General features: G+C 67.2%; 13 protein-coding genes. 9 read left to right on the forward strand and 4 right to left on the reverse strand.

Annotated elements, in window-relative coordinates:
• Positions 1-58: 58 nt before the first annotated feature.
• Positions 59-1,585: a L,D-transpeptidase family protein gene (locus ACQ4LY_RS00340; RefSeq protein ID WP_431074009.1), complete on the forward strand. Its 1,527-nt coding sequence runs from the start codon at positions 59-61 to the stop codon at positions 1,583-1,585.
• A 180-nt stretch (positions 1,586-1,765) separates the two neighbouring features.
• Here ACQ4LY_RS00340 and ACQ4LY_RS00345 read toward each other — a convergent pair whose 3' ends face one another.
• On the reverse strand, positions 1,766-3,985 hold the full coding sequence (locus ACQ4LY_RS00345) for an NADP-dependent isocitrate dehydrogenase (protein WP_431075728.1): 2,220 nt from the start codon (positions 3,983-3,985) through the stop codon (positions 1,766-1,768).
• Between the two features lie 181 nt (positions 3,986-4,166).
• On the opposite strand from ACQ4LY_RS00345, the gene ACQ4LY_RS00350 reads away from it, so the two are divergent.
• From ACQ4LY_RS00350 to ACQ4LY_RS00380, 7 genes are all read left to right on the forward strand, one after another.
• A complete protein-coding gene (locus tag ACQ4LY_RS00350; protein WP_056309050.1) occupies positions 4,167-4,625 on the forward strand; it encodes a GNAT family N-acetyltransferase in 459 nt (152 codons plus the stop codon).
• 206 nt (positions 4,626-4,831) lie between these two features.
• Positions 4,832-5,845, forward strand: coding sequence for a LacI family DNA-binding transcriptional regulator (locus ACQ4LY_RS00355; protein WP_431074012.1), 1,014 nt, complete (start codon positions 4,832-4,834; stop codon positions 5,843-5,845).
• Between the two features lie 124 nt (positions 5,846-5,969).
• On the forward strand, positions 5,970-7,277 hold the full coding sequence (locus ACQ4LY_RS00360; RefSeq protein WP_431074014.1) for an ABC transporter substrate-binding protein: 1,308 nt from the start codon (positions 5,970-5,972) through the stop codon (positions 7,275-7,277).
• A 58-nt stretch (positions 7,278-7,335) separates the two neighbouring features.
• A complete protein-coding gene (locus ACQ4LY_RS00365; protein ID WP_431074016.1) occupies positions 7,336-8,301 on the forward strand; it encodes a carbohydrate ABC transporter permease in 966 nt (321 codons plus the stop codon).
• Positions 8,301-9,188, forward strand: a complete 888-nt coding sequence (locus tag ACQ4LY_RS00370) for a carbohydrate ABC transporter permease (protein WP_431074018.1) — start codon at positions 8,301-8,303, stop codon at positions 9,186-9,188. The genes ACQ4LY_RS00365 and ACQ4LY_RS00370 overlap by 1 nt, the downstream gene beginning before the upstream one ends.
• Complete coding sequence (gene yicI, locus ACQ4LY_RS00375; RefSeq protein ID WP_431074020.1) at positions 9,188-11,422, forward strand: alpha-xylosidase; 2,235 nt, start codon at positions 9,188-9,190, stop codon at positions 11,420-11,422. Before ACQ4LY_RS00370 ends, yicI begins: the two co-directional genes overlap by 1 nt.
• On the forward strand, positions 11,419-12,852 hold the full coding sequence (locus ACQ4LY_RS00380) for a GH1 family beta-glucosidase (RefSeq protein WP_431074022.1): 1,434 nt from the start codon (positions 11,419-11,421) through the stop codon (positions 12,850-12,852). The genes yicI and ACQ4LY_RS00380 overlap by 4 nt, the downstream gene beginning before the upstream one ends.
• A 47-nt stretch (positions 12,853-12,899) precedes the next feature.
• Here ACQ4LY_RS00380 and ACQ4LY_RS00385 read toward each other — a convergent pair whose 3' ends face one another.
• The gene (locus ACQ4LY_RS00385; protein ID WP_431074024.1) at positions 12,900-13,703 is read right to left on the reverse strand and encodes a hypothetical protein; all 804 of its coding nucleotides are present in this window, start codon (positions 13,701-13,703) and stop codon (positions 12,900-12,902) included.
• Positions 13,704-14,056: 353 nt separating this feature from the next.
• On the opposite strand from ACQ4LY_RS00385, the gene ACQ4LY_RS00390 reads away from it, so the two are divergent.
• Positions 14,057-14,905, forward strand: a complete 849-nt coding sequence (locus ACQ4LY_RS00390) for an endonuclease domain-containing protein (RefSeq protein ID WP_431074026.1) — start codon at positions 14,057-14,059, stop codon at positions 14,903-14,905.
• A gap of 109 nt (positions 14,906-15,014) precedes the next feature.
• Here ACQ4LY_RS00390 and ACQ4LY_RS00395 read toward each other — a convergent pair whose 3' ends face one another.
• Both ACQ4LY_RS00395 and ACQ4LY_RS00400 read right to left on the reverse strand, forming a co-directional pair.
• Positions 15,015-16,829, reverse strand: coding sequence for an ABC transporter ATP-binding protein (locus ACQ4LY_RS00395; protein WP_431074028.1), 1,815 nt, complete (start codon positions 16,827-16,829; stop codon positions 15,015-15,017).
• Positions 16,826-18,763 carry an ABC transporter ATP-binding protein gene (locus tag ACQ4LY_RS00400; protein WP_431074030.1) on the reverse strand — a complete coding sequence of 646 codons (1,938 nt, stop codon included), beginning with the start codon at positions 18,761-18,763 and terminating at the stop codon, positions 16,826-16,828. The genes ACQ4LY_RS00395 and ACQ4LY_RS00400 overlap by 4 nt, the downstream gene beginning before the upstream one ends.
• Positions 18,764-18,936: the final 173 nt, after the last annotated feature.

The raw sequence follows: 18,936 nt of genomic DNA on the forward strand, positions 1-18,936 counted from the left end.
CCTCCCCGTTACCTGCGATCGCGTAGCATATCGCTAAGGACACGTGAGAAACCGGGGGGTGAAGTTCGTGACCGATCTGATCTCAGCGCAGGATGCGAAGACCGAGAAGCTGACCGAGGCGACCGCCTCCGGCGACCGGTCCGCCGTTGCCGCGCCCACGCACTCGGGCGACGATGCGCCCACCGATTCCATGCCGCCGAACGGCGGTGACCAGGAGCTCGCCTGGGCACCCATCGAACCCGCTCCCAAGAAGAAGCGCCTCGGCCTGTGGATCGGTCTCGGAGTCGGCGTCCTCGCGCTCGGCGCAGGCGCTGCGTCGATGATCCTCATCGCACCGGGAACAACGGTCGCGGGGATCCCCGTCGGCTGGCTCACGCCCGGCGCCGCGGCGGACACCATCCAGGCACACGTCTCCCAGACCGAGATCACGCTCACCGGAGCAGGCGACGACGCCGTGCTCACAGGGGCAGACCTCGGCGCCACGATCGACGCGACCGCTCTCGCCGACCAGGCGTTCGCCGAACGCCCGCTCTGGAACGTGAGCATGTGGATGGGCGACCCCGTCCCCGCCGAGATCGCCCTCGATCCGGCCAAGGCGGACTCCGCACTCCGTGAGGCCGTTCCGTCGAGCTTCGAAGATCCGCTGGACGCCGGCGTCGTGTTCGACGCGGCGACAGGCGCCTACGTGATCACACCGTCCGCCACCGGCACCGCCGTCGACGTCGACGCACTCGCTGCGGCCATGGTCGATACCATCGCCGACGGCGGCAGCAGCCTCGAGTTCCCTGGCGACCCCGCCGAGGCCGCACCGGCGGTCACCGATGAGGACGCCACGACCGTCGCTACGTCGCTGAACACGATGCTCGGCACGATCGGCTTCTACATCGGCGAAGAGCGCACCGTTCCGGTCGATGCCGCGACAGCCTCGACCTGGTTCTCGGTCGTCGACGACGACGGCGAGCTTCGCATCGTCGCCGACGAGACGGCGATCCAGGCCACGATCGCCGGGCTCCCCGCCGCAGTCGACCGTGCTCCCGTCAACGCGACCAACATCGTCGACTCTGCGGGAAAGATCCTCCGTACCGAGTCCGAGGGCATCAACGGTCGCGCGATCGGCGACACGTCGAACCTCGCCTCCGAGGTCGCGTCGAAGCTCGAGGCCGGAGACGGCGTCATTCCGATCACGGTCTCCGAGACCCCGTTCGAGTCCGTCAACCTGGTTCGCAAGATCGACGTCGATCTGGGTTCTCAGACGGCGACCCTCATCGAGAACGGCGCCGTCGTGCGATCGTGGAAGATCTCATCGGGCAAGAGCGCGACACCCACGGACACCGGGAACTTCAAGGTGTACGCGCACGTGCGGATGCAGACGATGAAGAGCCGCGAACCGGACGGCTCGATCACCGAGACGCCGAACGTCCCGTGGGTCACGTACTTCAACGGCGACGAGGGCTTCCACGGCACGTACTGGCACAACGCCTTCGGATCCCCGCGCAGCCACGGCTGTGTGAACATGCCGATCGACGTCGCGAAGTTCGTCTATGAGTGGTCGCCGGTCGGCCTCGAGGTCTCGGTCCACAACTGACCTCCGAACTCCGCTGAGCGGGAGCATCGGGTCTTCTCACCGTCGATGCGCGGTCGATGTTCGTCGAGCGCGCGTCCCCGCGGCCCGTCCAGCGCGTCTTCTGACAGGGGCACGATTCTTCTTCGAGAGCACGAAAAAGGGGGCCGGATGCATGCGCATCCGGCCCCCTTTCTGCCGTCGTCAGCTCAGGGCGTCAACGATGCCGTTCAGCGTCGAAGACGGGCGCATGACTGCGGTCACGAGCGCGTCGTCTGGACGGTAGTAGCCGCCGATCTCGACGGCCTTGCCCTGCACGGCGTTGAGCTCGGAGACGATCGTCTCCTCGTTCTCGGCGAGCGTCGCGGCGATCGGAGCGAACGCCGCTGCGAGGTCGGCATCCTTCGTCTGCTTCGCCAGCTCCTGCGCCCAGTACAGGCCGAGGTAGAAGTGGCTGCCGCGGTTGTCGATCGTGCCGAGTGCGCGGCCCGGTGAACGGTCCTCTTCGAGGAAGGTTCCCGTGGCCGCATCCAGAGTCTCCGCGAGGACACGCGCCTTCTCGTTGCCGGTGCGGTCGGCAAAGTGCTCGAGCGACGCGGCGAGAGCGAAGAACTCACCCAAGGAGTCCCAGCGCAGGTAGTTCTCCTCGACGAGCTGCTGCACGTGCTTGGGCGCGGAGCCGCCGGCACCGGTCTCGAACAGACCGCCGCCCGCGAGCAGCGGCACGATCGAGAGCATCTTGGCGCTCGTGCCGACCTCGAGGATCGGGAACAGGTCGGTGAGGTAGTCACGCAGCACGTTGCCCGTCACCGAGATGGTGTCGAGGCCGTGACGCATGCGCGCGAGCGTGTACCGCGTCGCCTCCTCGGGGGCGAGGATCGTGATCGTCAGACCCTTGATGTCGAGCGTGGCGAGTCCCTGGTGCACCTTGGCGATGATCTGCGCGTCGTGCGAACGGTTGGCGTCAAGCCAGAACACGGCAGGGTCGCCGGTCGCGCGTGCACGGGAGACGGCCAGCCTGACCCAGTCCATGACCGGGATGTGCTTCGTCTGGGTCGCACGCCAGATGTCGCCGGCGCCGACCTCGTGCTCGATCAGCACGGTGCCCTCACTGTCGAGCACCTGCACGGTGCCCGCCGCGGCGATCTCGAACGTCTTGTCGTGGCTGCCGTACTCCTCGGCCGCCTGCGCCATCAGCCCCACGTTCGGAACCGTGCCGATGGTGGCTGGGTCTAGGGGGCCGTTCGCGATCACGTCGTCGATGACCGCCTGGTAGACGCTCGCGTACGAGGAGTCGGGGATGACCGCGAGCGTGTCCGCCTCGCCGCCGTCCTTGCCCCACAGCTTGCCGCCGTTGCGCACGAGCGCGGGCATCGAGGCGTCGACGATCACGTCGCTCGGGACGTGCAGGTTCGTGGTGCCCTTGTCGGAGTTCACGTACGACAGACGCGGTCCCTCGGCGATGGCCTTGTCGAACGCGGCCGCGATCTCGTCGCCGCCGGCGATGTCGCCGAGACCCGCGAGGATCGAGCCGAGGCCGTCGTTCGCGTTCAGGCCCGCAGCGGCGAGCTTGTCGCCGTACTGCGCGAACACGTCCTTGAAGAAGGCGCGGACGACGTGGCCGAAGATGATCGGGTCGCTGACCTTCATCATCGTGGCCTTGAGGTGCACCGAGTACAGGACGTCGTCGTTCTTCGCCGTCTCCAGCGTCTCGGCGAGGAACGCGTCGAGGTGCTCGGCCGACAGGAACGTGGCGTCGATGATCTCGCGCGGAAGGACCTTCAGCCCCTCTTTGAGGACCGTCACGGTGCCGTCTGCGGCGGTGTGGCGGAAGCTCAGCACGTCGTCGTGGGCGGCGACCCACGAGCGCTCGTTGTGCTTGAAGTCGTCGTGGCCGAGTGTGGCGACGCGCGTCTTCGAGCCGTCGGCGAAGGGCTTGTTGCGATGGGGGTGCTTCTTGGCGTAGTTCTTCACAGCCAGAGGCGCACGGCGGTCGCTGTTGCCCTCACGGAGCACCGGGTTGACCGCTGATCCCTTGATGCGGTCGTAGCGCGCGCGGACGTCCTTCTCCTCGAGCGAGGACGGCTCGTCCGGGAAGTCGGGGATGTCGTATCCCTGCGACTGCAGCTCGGCGATCGCGCCCTTGAGCTGCGGGATCGAGGCCGAGATGTTCGGGAGCTTGATGATGTTCGCCTCGGGCAGTGTGGCCAGGCCACCGAGCTCGGCGAGCGAATCGCCGACCTGCTGCTCGGGCGTGAGCTTCTGCGGGAACGCCGCGAGGATGCGGCCGCCGAGCGAGATGTCGCGGGTCTCGACCTCGATGCCCGCCTGACCCGTGTAGGCCTTGATGATCGGCAGGAAGGAGGCGGTAGCGAGAGCCGGAGCCTCGTCCGTGTAGGTGTAGATGATGGCGTCGTCGGTCACCAGGAGGTTCTCCGTTCGCGAGGGCATATTTGTCTCGATACCAAGATACCTGAGGCGCTCCCGACGCATGTCCGCCGACCGGTCGGGCCGCGCATCGACTTCCGGCATCGCGCACTCGCCCACCCCTGACGAAAGTCGACGTTTCCGCACAGCTGACCACCGAAGGGGTTAGCCTGTGACTATGTCCGAACTGCGCATGGTCGAACTCTCCGCTGCGACGATCGTCGCCGTGAACAACCTGTCGCTCAAGCCCGGACAGGAGCAGTTCCTCGCTCCGGTGTCCTACGGCATCGCAGCGACCGTCATCAATCCGCAGACCTCCTGGCAGCGAGTCGTCCTCGACGGCGATCACGTCGTCGGTTTCGTCAGCGCCAACTTCGATGCAGAAGCTCCCGAGGAGCACTTCCGCTCGGTCCTGTGGCGCATCAACGTCGATGCCGAGGGCCAGGGCAAGGGTGTCGGGCGCTTCGCTGTCGAGAGCCTCCTCGAAGAGGCGCGTGCCCGCGACTTCGATCACGTCAACGTCATCTATGAGGCCGGAGAAGACGGCCCTGAAGCGTTCTTCCTCCGCGTCGGGTTCACCCCGGTCGGCGAGACCGAGTACTCGGAAGTCATCGCCCAGATCCGCATCACGTCGTAGACCGGCGGCGGGGTCTCGAATCCCCTCCCCCATCGAAACCCCGTCGCCCTGTCCGGTCTCTGCGTGGGAACGCTCCCGCGAGCGTACGAGCCGATTTGTTGCGAGTGACCACAAAAGGCTTGCTTTCGGTGGACGAGGGTGTCTATCATCGCTCCAGAGGCCTTAGCGAAACGCTTCGACGATTCACACACGACGATGGAGTCCTGATGACGACGATCCACCAGGTGGCCGCGGCCGCCGGCGTATCGATCAGCACGGTCTCCTATGCGCTGAGCGGCAAGCGCCCGGTGTCGGAGAAGACCCGACGCCGCATCGAAGACGCCGTGCAGACACTGGGCTACGAGCCGGATGCCGGAGCACGGATGCTCGCCGGGCGCCGCACTCACATCTTCGGCCTGACCGAGCCGCTGCGCGCCGACACACACGCTCCGACGCACATGGCCTTCGTGCTCGCGACCGCGGTCGCCGCTCGTCGCCGCGGGTACGACATCCTCCTGCTCACGGACGAGCAGGCGTCGGAGGGCATGAATCGCGTGGCCGCGAGCAACCTCGTCGACGCCATCCTCGTGCTCGACGTCGCGCCGGACGATGAACGGGCCGACATCGCCCGTTCGCTGCGCTCTCCCACGGTCTTCATCGGAATCCCTGACGAGGCAGACGGTCTGACGTGCGTCGACCTCGACTTCGAGGCCGCAGGCCACCTCGCCGTGGATCGACTCGCAGATGCCGGTCACACCGCCGTCACACTGCTCGGGCAGACCGAGGTCTCGTACCGCAAGTCGAACTTCCCCCGTCGCCTGCTGCGCGGAGTGCAGAGCCGCACGAGGGATCGGGGGCTCACCCTCGAATGGGCGACGACCGGAGTGACGACCACGGATGCGTCGGCCGTGCGCGCCGCTGTCGGACAGGCGCTCGATCGAGGCGACCGCGCCTTCATCGTCCACGCCGTCGGCGACGTGCACGAGGCGCTTCTCGAGACCCTCTCCGCCCGCGGACTGAGCGTCGGCGACGACGTCTCGGTGATCTCGGCGGCGGCGTCCTTCGACACCTCGGGTCTTCCTGCGCCGATCGACACCATCCCGCTCGTGCCGCAGCAGTCCTGTGAGCTCGCCGTCGATCTCGCCGTGCAGCACCTCGAAGCGCCGGGCATGCCCGCGCAGGTCCACCTCATCCCTCCCGAATATCACTCCGCCGGTTCCGTGGCCCGCCCACGCGAGTGACCGCGGACGGAACAGTCTTCCGCTTCGCCGTCATCGAAACGCTTCGACGATGGCTTCCTCACAACTGAAAACCCGACCCACCGATGTGTCCGGCCTCAGGGCCACCGAGAAAGGAGTGCCGACGATGGCACGCAATATCCGCAGGACGAAGACGTTGGCGGCTCTCGCCGCCCTCACCGTGACCGGCATCGCGCTGAGCGGCTGCACCGCCGGATCATCCGACGAGGGCGGCGACGGGCAGACCCTCAAGCTCTGGCACTACGAGGGCGCCGACAGCGCTATGGGCAAGGCATGGGCCGAAGCGATCGCCATCTTCGAGGAGGAGACCGGCGCGACGGTCGAGTTCGAGGAGAAGTCGTTCGAGCAGATCCAGAAGACCGCCAGCCAGGTGCTCGACACCGATGCCGCGCCCGACCTCATGGAGTTCAACAAGGGCAACGCGACAGCCGGCTTCCTGGCCTCCACCGGGCTGATCGCCGACATCTCCGACGCCGTCGACGAGTACGGGTGGGACGAGAAGCTCGCGCCGTCACTGCAGACCACCGCGAAATACTCGGAAGACGGCGTCATGGGCGGCGACACCTGGTTCGGCGTTCCGAACTACGGTGAGTTCGTCGGGGTCTACTACAACCAGGACGCCTTCGCGGCGGCGGGACTCGAGATCCCCACCACGTATGAGGAGTTCGTCGACGTGCTCGACGCATTCGTAGCGCAGGGCATCACGCCGCTCGCCGAGGCCGGAGCCGAGTACCCCCTCGGCCAGCTCTGGTATCAGCTCGCACTGCTCGAGGGCGACCGCAGCTTCGTGGATTCGTACCAGCTCTACGACGGAGAGGTCGACTGGCAGGGCCCCGAGGTCACCTCGGCGACCGAGACTCTTCAGGAGTACATGGACAAGGGATACATCGCCTCGGATGTGTCCTCCGTCAAGGCGGAAGACGCCGGCGTCTCGTTCATCAACGGCACCTCGCCGATCTTCGTGTCGGGCTCCTGGTGGTTCGGTCGCTTCGTCTCGGAAGCCACCGGCTTCGACTGGACCATGACGGCCTTCCCCGGTGCGGACCTGTCGCTCGGGTCGTCCGGCAACCTCTGGGTCGTCCCCGAGAACGCCGCCAACAAGGAGCTCGCCTACGAGTTCATCGACATCACGATGCGCCCCGAGATCCAGGCGATCATCGGCAATAACGGCGGTCTTCCCGTCGCCGCTGACACCGCCGACATCACCGACGAGAAGAGCGCAGCCCTGATCGAGACGTTCAACGGCGTGCTCGACGCCGACGGGCTCTCGTTCTACCCGGACTGGCCCGCCCCCGGCTTCTACGACGTGATCGTGCAGGAACTGCAGGGCCTGATCACCGGATCGCAGGACGCCGAGACCACCAACAAGAACCTCGGCGAGCAGTACGACGAGGGCACCTCGGAATTCCGTTGATCCACTCGCGGGGGCGGCGGCCTCACGGCTCCGCCCCCGCATCCTCCTGGAGATGAAAATGTCACTCGCCACTCGCCGCGAGGGCCGCACCAAGCTGCCGCCCGAAGAGCCGTCGATCCCACAGCGCAGCGGTGGGACCGGTGCCTACTGGATGTATCTGCTTCCCGGCTTCGTGCTCCTGCTCGTCGTCGTCATCGTCCCGCTGATCTGGAACGTGTACCTGACCTTCACCAAGTGGAAGGGCGTGCGCACGCCGGAATTCATCGGGCTCGAGAACTGGCAGAAGATCCTCACCGACAGCGACTTCTGGACGTCGTTCACGAACTCGGTGTGGATGATCATCGCGATGGTCGTCGTCCCGACCATCGTCGGCCTGATCGTCGCCGCTCTCCTCTTCGACGTCGTCGGTCGCAAGTTCGGCGGCAAGGTCGGCAGCTTCCTGCGTGCCACGTACTACCTTCCGCAGATCCTCCCCATCGCGGTCGCCGGCATCGTCATCGGCTGGATCGTCCGACCGGGCGGAGACGGAGCGCTCAACCAGATCCTCGCGTGGTTCGGCCTCCCCGCCTACGACTGGCTCGGCCAGATGCCCTCGGCGCTCATCGTCCTGATGGTCGTCATGGTGTGGGTGCAGCTCGGCTATCCCGTCGTCGTCTTCATGGCGGCGCTGCAGCGGGTGGACCCCGAACTCTACGAGGCCGCGGAACTCGACGGCGCCAACTGGTTCCAGCGCTTCTCCTCGATCACGATGAGCATCATCCGTCCAGAGATCTTCGTCGTGACCCTCACCTGCACGATCGCCGCACTGAAGGTCTTCGGCCCCGTGTACATCATCACGCGCGGTGGCCCTGCCGGCGCGACGCTCGTTCCGGCCTATTACGCGTACCAGGAGTTCTTCACCAAGCGGAACGTCGGCTACGGCGCCACCATCGCAACGGTGCTGACCATCGTCGTGGTGATCGTGTCGATCATCTTCATCCGCGTCCAGAACTCCCTCGAGCGCAAGGAAAGGGCGGGTCTGTGATGCACGCCACCACCGCCATCGTCACCGGAAAGCCGTCCAAGACCCGCCCCCGCGGGGGGATGACCAAGAAGCGTCCGATCGACTGGCTGATGCTCGCGCTCGTCGTGATCGGCGCGCTCCTTGTCATCGCGCCCTTCTACCTCGTGCTCGTCAACTCGTTCAAATCCCCCGTCGACTACGCGACGTCTGGCCCCCTCGCCTTCCCCGAGAGCCTGGACTTCGGCGGGATCATCAAGTTCTGGGAGCGCGTGAACTTCCCCGAGAAGGTCTGGAACTCGCTCTTCATCGCGGGTGTCGTCTCGGTTCTTGCCGTCGTCATCTCGATGCTGAACGCCTTCGCCATCGGGATCGGCCGCGTCCGCGGGCGCAGCTGGATCGTGCTGCTGTTCCTGCTCGCGAACCTGCTCCCGCAGGAGGCGCTGCTCTACCCGCTGTACTACATGTTCAAATCCGTCGGCCTGTACGACAACGTGTGGTCGGTCATCATCGTCTTCACCGTGATCCAGGCGGCCTTCGGCACCTACCTGCTGTCGTCGGTCTACGGCACTTTCCCGAAGGAGATCCTCGAGGCCGCCTCGCTCGACGGCGCGAGCCGCTGGCAGATCCTCTGGCGAGTGGTCTTCCCCATCAGCCGCCCGACGCTGTCGGTGCTGCTCATCTTCTTCTTCATCTGGACGTGGAACGAGTTCCTGATCCCGCTGACGTTCCTCGCCTCGAACGCGAACCAGACAGTCCCCGTCGCGATCAGCGTGCTGCAGGGCGACCGGCTGATGGATGTCACGACGACCAGCGCCTCTGCGCTGCTGGGCATCATCCCCACGCTCATCTTCTTCCTCATCTTCCAGCGCACCCTCACACGCGGCATCACGGCAGGAGCAGTCAAGTAATGAAGTTCACCGACGGGTTCTGGCAACTGCGACCAGGCGTCACCGCGCTCTACGCGCAGGAGGCCTACGACATCGCCGAGACCAGCGACACCCCCGACGGACCCGGCATCGTCATCACGGCACCCACCATGGTCATCGCGAAACGCGGTGACACCCTGAACCGGCCGGCGCTGACGACGACGCTCTCCTCCCCGGCCGAAGGCGTCATCCGCGTGCGGGTCGCCCATCATGAGGGCGGCCGCTGGCACGGAGGCTTCGACCTTCCCGGTTCCGGTTCCGGGGCACCGACCGTGTCGATCGCGGAGTCCGGCGGCGTCCTCGACGCCGGATCTCTCGTCGCACGGATCAATCCCGGGGCACCCTGGGATCTCGCCTTCGAGGTCGACGGGCGACGCGTCACCGGAAGCGGTCACAAGGCCCAGGGGTACATGCGTCTCGCGCCGGGTGCACAGGTGGACGCGGGGATCGTCGACAACGCACGACAGGGCGGAAGCACGCTGACCGCGTCGACGTTCATGCACGAGCAGCTCGATCTCGGGGTCGGCGAACTCGTGTACGGGCTCGGCGAGCGCTTCGGTCCGCTGGTGAAGAACGGCCAGTCGGTCGACATCTGGAACGCCGACGGCGGAACCTCCAGCGAGCAGGCGTACAAGAGCATCCCGTTCCATCTGTCGAACCGCGGCTACGGCGTGCTGGTCAACGACCCCGGTCATGTGTCGTACGAGATCGGCTCGGAATCCGTCGAGCGCGTGCAGTTCTCGGTCGCCGGCGAGGTTCTCGAGTACTTCGTCATCGCCGGCCCCACGCCCAAGGACGTGCTCGGACGCTACACGGCGCTCACGGGACGCCCGCCGGTCGTTCCTGCCTGGTCGTACGGCCTGTGGCTCTCGACGAGCTTCACGACCGACTACGACGAGCAGACCGTGAACTCGTTCATCGACGAGATGGCCGCCCGCGAGCTGCCGGTGTCGGTGTTCCACTTCGACTGCTTCTGGATGCGCGAGTTCCAGTGGTGCGACTTCGAGTGGGACCCTCGCGTGTTCCCCGACCCGGAGGGCATGCTGTCTCGACTGCACGACAAGGACCTGCGGGTCTGCGTGTGGATCAACCCGTACATCGCGCAGCGCTCACCGCTGTTCCGTGAGGCGGCCGATCAGGGATTCCTGGTCGAGCGGCCCGACGGCACCATCTGGCAGTGGGATCTCTGGCAGGCCGGCATGGGACTCGTCGACTTCACGAACCCGGCGGCGACGGCCTGGTACCAGGCCCACCTGCGTCGCCTGCTCGACCAGGGCGTCGACTGCTTCAAGACCGACTTCGGCGAGCGCATCCCCACAGAGGTCGTGTGGGCGGACGGCTCGGACCCCGAGCGGATGCACAACCTGTACACCGACCTGTACAACCGCGCGGTGCACGACGTGCTGACCGATGCACGCGGAGCGGACGACGCGGTGCTCTTCGCCCGGTCGGCGACGGCGGGCGGACAGAGCATGCCGGTGCACTGGGGCGGCGACTCGACCTCGACGTACACCTCGATGGCGGAGACGCTGCGAGGCGGCCTCTCGCTCGCGTTGAGCGGCTTCGCGTTCTGGAGTCACGACATCGGCGGATTCGAGGGAACACCGGATGCCGGTGTGTTCAAGCGCTGGACGGCCTTCGGGCTGCTCGGCTCGCACTCACGGTTCCACGGGTCGAGCTCGTACCGGGTGCCGTGGGCCTTCGACGAGGAGGCCGTCGACGTCACTCGGACATTCACCCACCTCAAGATGCAGTTGATGCCGTACCTCTATCAGCAGGGCATCGACGCCTCGCGCACCGGTGTCCCGCTGATGCGACCGATGCAGCTGGAGTTCCCGGATGATCCGGCTGTCGGCTATCTCGATCGGCAGTACATGCTCGGGTCGAGCCTGCTCGCCGCGCCGGTGTTCTCCGAAGACGGCCGTGTCGAGTTCTACCTGCCGGAGGGGGAATGGACGTCGCTCCTCACGGGCGAGACCGTGACGGGCGGCGGATGGCGCCGTGAGACTCACGGCTTCGAATCGCTGCCGCTGTACGTGCGCCCGGGCACCGTCCTCCCGTGGGGCGCCCGCACCGACAAGCCCGATTACGACTATCACGAGGGTCTGACGCTGCGCGTCTTCCCCGGCGGCGAAGGCACGGCGACCGTGACCGTGACCGCGCCGGACGGAGAGTCGAAGACGTATTCTGCCGATCTCTCGGAGGTGACCCGATGACGCTCCCCCACGCCGACGACTACCGCGGCTCCGGTCTTCTGCTCCCGGAGGGGTTCCTCTTGGGCTCGGCGACAGCGTCGTATCAGATCGAAGGAGCAGCAGGCGAGGACGGCCGGACGCCGTCGATCTGGGACACCTTCAGCCGAACACCCGGAAAGGTGTGGAACGGCGACACGGGTGACGTCGCGTGCGACCACTACCACCGCGTCGATCAGGACCTCGACCTCATGGCGGACCTGGGGCTCGAGGCCTATCGGTTCTCGATCGCCTGGCCGCGGATCGTGCCGGCGGCCGATGGGGCGGTGAACCAGGCGGGGATCGACTTCTACTCACGGCTCGTCGACGGGTTGCTCGAACGCGGGATCCGCCCGGTGGCCACCCTGTACCACTGGGATCTCCCGCAGTACCTCGAGGATGCCGGAGGGTGGACATCGCGGGCCACGACCGACGCCTTCGAGCAGTACGCCTCGATCATGGGGGCGGCGCTCGGCGACCGCGTGCAGACCTGGACGACGCTCAACGAGCCATGGTGCTCGGCCTACCTGGGCTACGGTCAGGGAGGTCACGCGCCGGGGCGCCACGAACCGGCATCCGCTCTCGCCGCGGTCCATCACCTCAACCTCGCTCACGGGCGCGCGCTGCAGGCGCTGCGTGCCACGTCGACCGGCGACCCCGACTATTCGGTGACGCTCAACTTCCACGTGCTCCGCGGTCAGGGCGATGGGGCGGATGAGGCTGTGAGGCGCATCGACGCCCTGGCGAATCGGGCGTTCACGCACCCGATGCTGCGCGGCGAGTACCCGGCAGACCTTCTCGAAGACACAGCGCACGTCACCGACTGGTCATTCGTGCGTGACGGAGACCTCGCCGCGATCGATCAGCCGATCGACGTGCTGGGCGTGAACTACTACTCCACCGCGACAGTGAGGCTGTGGGACGGGGTCTCGGAGAAGCAGCAGCATGACGGCCACAAGGGCGCGGCAGGAGGCACGGCGTGGCCGGGAAGCGATCGGCTCGTGGAGTTCGTCGAGCAGCCGGGGCCGTATACGGCGATGGGCTGGAACATCGCACCCGAGGGGCTCGAGGAGCTGCTGGTCTCGCTGTCGGAGCAGTTCCCCGGGCAACCGCTGATGGTCACTGAGAACGGTGCCGCGTTCGAGGATGCGGTCGCCGACGACGGTTCGGTCCACGATCCCGAGCGCACCGACTACCTGCGGCGGCACTTCACCGCCGCGCACCGTGCACTCGAACGCGGTGTGGACCTGCGCGGCTACTTCGTGTGGTCGCTGCTCGACAACTTCGAATGGGGATACGGCTACGCCAAGCGGTTCGGGATCGTTCGCGTCGACTTCGACACGCTCGAGCGCACCGTGAAGGACTCCGGCCACTGGTACCGAGAGCTCATCGCCTCACGCACGATCGGGGCCTGACCCCGGACCGGCACGAACGACCGCCGTCTCCCCGAAGGAGACGGCGGTCAGTGCTTGTCGGGGCGCTTGCGGGCGTTCCAGGCGGCGAGCGCGGATGCCGCGGCACCGGCCGCACGATCGATGGCGTCGGCGGAGCGGCTGATCATGTCCTGCGCGGCATCCTGCCAGGCCGATGACGGCTGCGGCGCCTCACCCGCCTGGACCCTCGCCGAATGCTCCGCGGCTTCGAAGGCGCGCTCGAGGTCGGCCACCGCATCGCGATACGCGGCGTAGTCCGTGGGGCTGACCCGACCGGTTGCCGCTCTCCGAGCCTCGACCGCGTTCCCGGCAGCGCGGAGGTACTCGGCCGTGGCCGGCTGCTTGACGTCGGTCATGGCCGGGTAGGCGATCTGGAGCCCCGCGTCGGTCTCGTACCGCATCCAGCGCACGACGATCGCGTCATGCTGCGCCTGCAGCCGCTCGAGTGGACGCGGTGCGGATGCCGCGGGGATCGCCGCTCGAGCGGCACTGAGCCGCACCTGCTTGGCACGGACGTCGGCGTTCGCGGCCTTCGCGTCGTTCTCCTTGGCGCGGAGCATCCGCTTGGCTCCGGCGACCTGTTCGGGTGTCGCGCGTCGCGCACTGCGTTCGGCAGAGAGGCGAGCGACGTCGGCTCTGGCCAGCTTCACGGCCATCCGTCGTTCGACCACCGCCTGCTGCGCGGCCTTGAGATCGTGGCGGGCGGCGTCGTACTCGAGTCGGCGCCCGCTCTTCGTGCTGCGGCGACGGAGTCCGATCGCGCCGGCGACGGCCCCACCCGCGGCGACGGGCGCGATCCACCACAACTCGACGGCGAGCAGCAGCGGGTCCATACTCCGATGCTACCCAGACCGACGACTCGTGTCCCTCTCCCCTCCCTCCCCACTCCCCCCTCTCCCTCCTTCCCCCCTCTCCCCTCTCCCCCCTCTCCCCTCTCCCCCCTCTCCCCCTCCCCCCTCTCTCCCCTCCTCCCCCCCCTCTCCCCTCCCTCCTTCCCCCTCTCCGACATCTGCGGTGATGGGCACTTTCTGCGGCCGGTAGCTGAGCCTGTGGCCGAAGAAGCTCACCCAGGCCGCAGAAGTCGAAGGTGCGACCGGCCCTCCACATCCCGAGTCTGCGGAGCAGCTCTCCTCAGGATGCGGATAGCGGGTCCGCGTGGGGGTTGCAGGGGCGGCATCCTGGGGCGATGGATCTGACGGAGTGGCTCACTGCACGAGGCGGCATCGCCCACCGATCGGACGCCGCCGACCATGGTTTCGCACCGGGACACGTTCGCGCGGCCATCCGCTCTGGGTCCGTGCGCCGCATGCGCGCCCAGTGGGTGGCCCTGTCATCGGCTCCCGACGATCTGGTGGCAGCTGCCGCGGCATCCGGGCGGCTGACATGTGTATCGCTCGCGCGACACAGTGGGTGGTGGGTGCCGGATAAAGCACCGGCAGACCTGCACCTTCAGGTGGGCCCCAATGCGCACCGTCACCGAGCTGACGCGACCCTGCATTGGGGCGCGCCGCTCGTCGACTGCGGTCCGCGGCGCCTCACGGCATCCGTCGAAGACGCGCTGGCGCACATCGCCAGCTGCTGCTCCCGCGAGGACGCACGGGTGATCTGGGAGTCGGCCATCCGCATGGAGCGACTCGACATCGAAGCTCTTCGACTCGTGGAATGGCGTGAGCCTCGATCACGCATACTCGCCGAGGAGGTCGTCGGCCTGTCGGATTCCGGCTTGGAGACGATAGTGGTGGTAAGGCTCAGCGGATGGGGTGTGCCCCTGCGTCAGCAGGTCCAGCTAGCGGGCCACCGGGTCGACATCGTCATCGGCTCGCACCTGGTCGTGCAGATCGACGGATACGCGCACCACTCCTCGTCGGCGCAGCGGGGATCCGATGTAGCCCACGATGCCGAGCTGCGCCTGCGCGGGTACACCGTGTTGCGGTTCTCCTATTCGCAGATCGTGCACGGTTGGGAGGATGTCGAGCGCACACTGCAGGCCGCGATCGCGAGGGGGCTGCATCTTCCGCCGCGTCAGCGCCGGTGATGGGCCGAATGGTTTGCGCGGCCACAGTAACCTTCCGCGGCCACGACACTCCGCCGTGGCCGCAGAAGTTCGCCGAGAGCGACGGAAGTCGGGCCGACTCAGGAGGAGGTCACACCAGCGTCTGCTGCCAGGCGGCGTGCAGCTGGGCGAACTTGCCCGTGCCGCTGATCAGCGTCTCGGGGGTGTCGTCCTCGATGATCTTCCCATGCTCCATCACCAGCACCCGATCGGCGATCGCGACCGTCGACAGGCGGTGCGCGATGATGATCGCCGTGCGGTCCTTCAGCAGCGTCTGCAGAGCATCCTGGATCAGGCGCTCCGACGGGATGTCGAGCGACGCCGTGGCCTCGTCGAGAATCAGCACCGCCGGGTCGGCGAGGAAGGCGCGGGCGAACGAGATCAGCTGACGCTGGCCCGCCGAGACGCGACCACCGCGCTTGTTCACATCGGTGCCGTAGCCGTCGGGCAGCGACGAGATGAACTCGTCGGCGCCCACCGCACGCGCCGCCGCCCTGATCTCGTCGAGCGAGGCGTCGGGCTTTCCGAGGGCGATGTTGTCGGCGACCGTGCCGCTGAACAGGTAGGCCTCCTGCGTCACCATGACGATGGCGCGGCGGAGATCCTTCGGATGCAGGTTGCGCAGGTCGACGCCGTCGAGCGTCACCTTTCCGATCGAGGGGTCGTAGAAACGCGAGATCAGCTTCGCAAGCGTCGATTTTCCCGCGCCGGTGGTGCCGACGAGGGCGATCGTCTGCCCCGCGGGGATGTCGAGCGAGAAGTTCGGCAGGATCGTCTTCTCGCCGTTGTACCCGAAGGTCACCTCATCGAACTCGATGTGCCCGCGAGACTCCCAGAGATCGACCGGCTTCTCGGGGTCCGGTACCGTCGGCACCTCTTCGAGCACACCCGACACCTTCTCGAGCGCCGCAGTTGCCGACTGGTAGGAGTTCAGGAACATCGCGATCTCCTGCATCGGCGCGAAGAAGTTGCGCACGTACAGCACCGCCGACAGCAGCACGCCGACCGTGAGGGCGCCCTCGGACACCCGGATGCCGCCCCACAGCACGACGATGCCGAGGACGAGGGCTGCGACACCCATCAGCCCGGGCTCGAACGTGCCGAACAGCAGCATCGAGCGACGGTTGACATCGCGGTACTCCCCCGCGATCTTCTGGAACGCGACGTCGTTGCGCGGCTCCTTGCGGAATGCCTTGACCGCGCGGATGCCCGTCATGGTCTCGACGAACTGCACGATCACCTTGGCGCTGATCACGCGGGACTCGCGGTAGACCAGCTGCGAACGCGAGTAGAACCAGCGCATCAGGAAGAACAGCGGGATGCCGCCGATCGCGAGGATGAGTCCTGACTGCCAATCCCACACGCACAGGGCGATGAAGGTGAAGAGTCCGAACAGCACGCCCGAGACGAGCTCGTTGAGACCACCGTCGAGGAGCTCCCTGATCGAGTCGAGGTCGCTCGTCTGTCGCGAGATGATGCGCCCGGAGGTGTACGACTCGTGGAACTCCAGGCTCAGGCGCTGGGTGTGCAGGAAGATCCTCTTGCGCAGGTCCAGCAGCACGGCCTGCGTGAGCTTGGCCGCGATGATCACGTACCAGGCGATCATCGCCGCGGCCACGGCACCCGCGAGCAGGTAGACGCCGCCGATCATGAAGGTCGGCATCCAGTCGGCTCGCTCGAGCACGGCGGGCAGCGCACGGTCGAGGCCGATGCTGATCAGGATGGGCCCTGCCACCTGCAGTGCGGTCGAGATCACCAGCACGACCGCGGCGAGCGCGATCCTCGGCTTCAGCGGCTGGACGAGCGAGCCCAGCAGGTGCAGCGACCGGCGACGGATCGCCCTGCTCTCCTCCTTGGTGTAGCGGGAGCGGTCTTCGTCCTGCGTTCCGGTGATGGCGGAGCTCATCGCTGCACCTCCTTCTCGGTGATGATGTCTTCGTCGGCGGATTCCTCGCGGATCCCGTCGCGGACCACGGCCTCGACCTCGTCGATCTCGTCCTCCTCGTGGATGATCGGGATCGCGCCGGTACGCGCGGCTTCCTCCGCCTCGAGGCTCGAGATGACGTGGCGGTAGTGGCGGCTCGTCTTGAGCAGCTCGGTGTGAGTGCCGACGGCCGTGACGCGGCCCGCTTCGAGCAGCGCCACGCGGTCGGCGAGAGCCACGGTAGACGGGCGGTGGGCCACGATCATGGCCGTGGTGTCGGCCAGCACATGACGCAGCGCCTCTTCGACGAGCGCCTCGGTGTCGACATCGAGCGCAGACAGCGGGTCGTCGAGAACGAGCACCTTGGGGTTGGCCGCGACGGCGCGAGCGAGCGCCAGACGCTGACGCTGACCGCCGGAGAGGCTGAGCCCCTCTTCACCGATGATCGTCTCGACGCCGTCGGGAAGCGAGTCCACGAAGGCCGCCTGGGCGACGTCGAGGGCCTCGCGCAGCACGCGCTCGGCCTCGTCGCTGTGGACGTCGAGGTCGGCTCGTCCGAGCAGCACGTTCTCGCGCACGGTCGCCGAGAACAGCGTCGCGTCCTCGAAGGCCATGGCGATGTGCTGACGCAGCTCGGCGAGCGGCAGGTCGCGCACGTCGACGCCGTCGAGCGTGACGCGGCCGCCGGTGACGTCGTACAGACGCGTGGGCAGGGTGGTCAGCGTGGTCTTGCCGCTGCCGGTGAGGCCGACGAGCGCCATGGTCTCGCCGGGGCGCAGCACCAGATCGATGCCGTCGAGCAGGTCGCGCTCGTGCGCTCCCGCATCCTGGTAGCGGAAGTGCGCTCCCTCGAACGCGAGCTCGCCGCGGGGTTCAGCGATGTGCACGGGGTTCTCGGGGTCTGTGATCGAGTTCGTCTCCGAGTAGATGTCGAACACGCGGTCGGTCGCCGTGCGTGCGTCCAGCATGAACGAGAACAGGAATCCGATCGACTCGATCGGCCACCGCAGCACGACGGCCATCGCGAAGAACGCGAACAGCTGCGCCTGGTCGATCTCGCCCTGCGAGATGAGCCAGATGCCCGACATCAGACTCAGACCGAACGCGATCTGCGGCATGAGGTCGAGCCAGAACCAGATCGACGCGATCGCGCCGGCCTTGCTCATCTCGGTCTCCCGCAGCGTCTCGGCCTGGCGGCTGAAGCGGCTGAGCGCGTGCTTGCCGCGACCGAACGCCTTGAGCACGCGGATGCCGTGCACGCTCTCCTCGACGCTGGTCGCGAGGTCGCCGGCCTGGTCCTGGCTGCGGCGCGTGAGCGCGCCGTAGCGCTTCTCGAACAGGTAGCCGCGGATCCACAGCGGGATCGCGGTCACGATGAAGATGACACCCAGCAGCCAATGCCAGCGGAACAGCAGCACCGAGCCGATCACGATCGTGAGGATGTTGACCACGAGCAGCACGAGGCCGAACGCCAGCCACCGGCGGATGAGTCCGATGTCCTGCATCATGCGGCTCAGCAGCTGACCCGACTGCCAGCGGTCGTGGAACGAGACCGGGAGCGTCTGCAGCCGCGAGTACAGCTCGGTGCGCATCTTGTACTCGACCTCGGTCGAGGGGTTGAGCACGAACTGGCGGCGCAGCCAGACCATGAGCGCCTCGCCGAGCGCGAGTCCGAAGACCGCGACGGCGCCCCACACGATCGCGTCGATCGCGCCGGACTGCACGGGACCGCGGATGATCTGCTCGAGGACGATCGGGATCATGAGCGCGATGAGGGCGGCGGCGAGTGCGCTGCCCGCACCCGCGGCGAGTCGGCCGATGACCGGCTTGACGAACGGCTTGAGGCGCCAGAGCGCGGCCGGCGTGGAGAGGGAGGACGAAGGGGACGTGTTCGGCGATGAAGGCGAGGAAGACATGTCTCTCAGAGGAGTTTCGTATGGAAAGCGGTTGCTGATGGGGGCGGACGCAGGAACGGACTCGGAGAGTCCGGCGGCCGGTGCGTGGCGGAGCGGGCTCTAGAGGAGCGGACGCGCCGGGGTCGAGCCGAGAGCGGCGATCTGCGCGACGGCGGTGATCGTTGTCATGGTGT

Origin of the sequence: Microbacterium phyllosphaerae (assembly GCF_050628115.1) — a bacterium.
In the GTDB taxonomy this organism is placed as follows: Bacteria; Actinomycetota; Actinomycetes; order Actinomycetales; family Microbacteriaceae; genus Microbacterium; species Microbacterium phyllosphaerae_A.

Bases quoted from the DNA above. Each gene is read 5' to 3' on its own strand.
- yicI (WP_431074020.1), top strand. From the start codon at position 9,188: ATGAAGTTCACCGACGGGTTCTGGCAACTGCGACCAGGCGTCACCGCG.
- ACQ4LY_RS00360 (WP_431074014.1), top strand. From the start codon at position 5,970: ATGGCACGCAATATCCGCAGGACGAAGACGTTGGCGGCTCTCGCCGCC.
- ACQ4LY_RS00380 (WP_431074022.1), top strand. From the start codon at position 11,419: ATGACGCTCCCCCACGCCGACGACTACCGCGGCTCCGGTCTTCTGCTC.
- ACQ4LY_RS00385 (WP_431074024.1), bottom strand. From the start codon at position 13,703: ATGGACCCGCTGCTGCTCGCCGTCGAGTTGTGGTGGATCGCGCCCGTC.
- ACQ4LY_RS00355 (WP_431074012.1), top strand. From the start codon at position 4,832: ATGACGACGATCCACCAGGTGGCCGCGGCCGCCGGCGTATCGATCAGC.
- ACQ4LY_RS00350 (WP_056309050.1), top strand. From the start codon at position 4,167: ATGTCCGAACTGCGCATGGTCGAACTCTCCGCTGCGACGATCGTCGCC.
- ACQ4LY_RS00390 (WP_431074026.1), top strand. From the start codon at position 14,057: ATGGATCTGACGGAGTGGCTCACTGCACGAGGCGGCATCGCCCACCGA.
- ACQ4LY_RS00400 (WP_431074030.1), bottom strand. From the start codon at position 18,763: ATGTCTTCCTCGCCTTCATCGCCGAACACGTCCCCTTCGTCCTCCCTC.
- ACQ4LY_RS00395 (WP_431074028.1), bottom strand. From the start codon at position 16,829: ATGAGCTCCGCCATCACCGGAACGCAGGACGAAGACCGCTCCCGCTAC.
- ACQ4LY_RS00365 (WP_431074016.1), top strand. From the start codon at position 7,336: ATGTCACTCGCCACTCGCCGCGAGGGCCGCACCAAGCTGCCGCCCGAA.
- ACQ4LY_RS00370 (WP_431074018.1), top strand. From the start codon at position 8,301: ATGCACGCCACCACCGCCATCGTCACCGGAAAGCCGTCCAAGACCCGC.